This is a genomic window from Paenibacillus cookii, from assembly GCF_018333375.1.
Taxonomy (GTDB): Bacteria; Bacillota; Bacilli; order Paenibacillales; family Paenibacillaceae; genus Paenibacillus_AQ; species Paenibacillus_AQ cookii.
The window spans coordinates 1-1,479 of record NZ_BORW01000086.1 but is presented as its reverse complement, the minus strand read 5'-3'; the positions used below and the strand labels follow the sequence as shown (position 1 = coordinate 1,479).

1 protein-coding gene is annotated in these 1,479 nt (G+C 51.7%); it reads left to right on the top strand.

The window, feature by feature from the left end:
• The first annotated feature begins 86 nt into the window (after positions 1-86).
• Positions 87-1,388 carry an IS1380 family transposase gene (locus KI367_RS26650; RefSeq protein WP_120463466.1) on the top strand — a complete coding sequence of 434 codons (1,302 nt, stop codon included), beginning with the start codon at positions 87-89 and terminating at the stop codon, positions 1,386-1,388.
• The last annotated feature ends 91 nt before the right edge of the window (positions 1,389-1,479 follow it).

The following is a 1,479-nucleotide window of genomic DNA, read 5'->3' as shown; positions in this document are numbered from 1 at the left end:
TCTGAAAAACAAGAAAAGGGCTCCAATTCTTTGGTAGAATGGTGTTTGTCCAGAACATCACCTACAAAGAAAGGAGCACCTTTTAGATGAAGTCTACCACACCCGTCAGCAAAATCAAGACCGAATTTACCTTGCAAAACGCCTCAAATGTTGGAGGAAGCAAAATCTTTCTGGAATATCTCGAAAAAATCAAGCTCGGTAAGGCTTTGCAGAATTTAAATTGTACCAAGCAAGGCAATTCCCTGTTCCCTGTTTTCCGCATCCTGCTCTATCTCATTGTCGGCTGGATACTCGGATGCGAACGCCTCTTTCATTTCCGCAGGCTGCAACATGACGCGCTCATCCGGCGGTTTCTCGGCGGGCGCTGTCCGCATCACACCCTGCTGTATAAGGAACTGGATCGACTCAGCAAGACCCGCCCAACCTTAACGCTGGATTTGCGAAAGCTGAATCAGCAGATTATTGCACCCTGTCTGCCTTCTGAACTCATCGTGGACCTAGACTCCACGGTAGAAACGGTATACGGTCACCAAGAGGGGGCGGCAGTCGGCACGAATCCCCACAAACCCGGACGTAAAAGTTACCATCCGCTGATGGCGTTTGAGGGCCAGTCGCGCCTGTGCCTGAATGCAGTACTGCGTGCTGGGAATACGCACGCTTCCACCGATGCAGCCGCCTTCCTCCGTCAGATCTTTGAGTTGCTTGGTGACCGTCCGGTAAAGTACGCCCGGTTTGACAAGGGATTTGGCGGCGAAGACTTCTACAGCCTATGGGAAGCCAAGCGAATCGGGTATGTCGGGAAATTGAAATGGACGCAGCGACTTCAGGCCGAAGTAGGGCGATGCCGCTACTGGAAGCGGTTTGTCGATGAGGATTGGGTCATCGAGGGGATCACCCTGATCTACCAAGCCACCTCATGGAAGAAACCGCGCCGCGTTGTGGTGATTCGTAAAGCGCAGGTGTTTGACGGCGATCAAGCTCGGCTTCTCCTCGATACGGACTGGCATTACGAAGCGATCGTCACCAATCTCGAGTGGGAGCCGATCGACCTTTGGCGCTTTTACAACCAGCGTTGCTGCATGGAGAACTATATCAAAGAAGCCAAACGCGGCTTTTCCATCGATCGAATCGCTACCGGTGACTTTACCGCTAATGAAATCGACCTGCTCATCAAGCTGCTCGCCTACAATCTCTACGAGAGATTCAAGCGAGACTGTTGCGAACCGGTCCATCAAGGGTATACGATTGCCCGGTTCCGTCTAGAGTTTTTCCACTGTGCAGCTACGATGATTCAGCATAGCCGACAAGTCGTTCTGAAACTGGCTAAAGATTTCGCGAACCGCTGCGCCTGGCAACGTATCGCCGCCAAAGTCGCTGCCTTAGAATGACGTTTACCACAAATTAACATGGAAACCGTTTAGCCCTGTCTTATGGGGAGGGGGAAAGACTACCCTCTTTTCAGAATCGTCGCGTAATCCA

What these genes read in the sequence shown, in the direction of transcription:
- KI367_RS26650 (WP_120463466.1), top strand. Translation starts at nt 87, where the DNA reads ATGAAGTCTACCACACCCGTCAGCAAAATCAAGACCGAATTTACCTTG.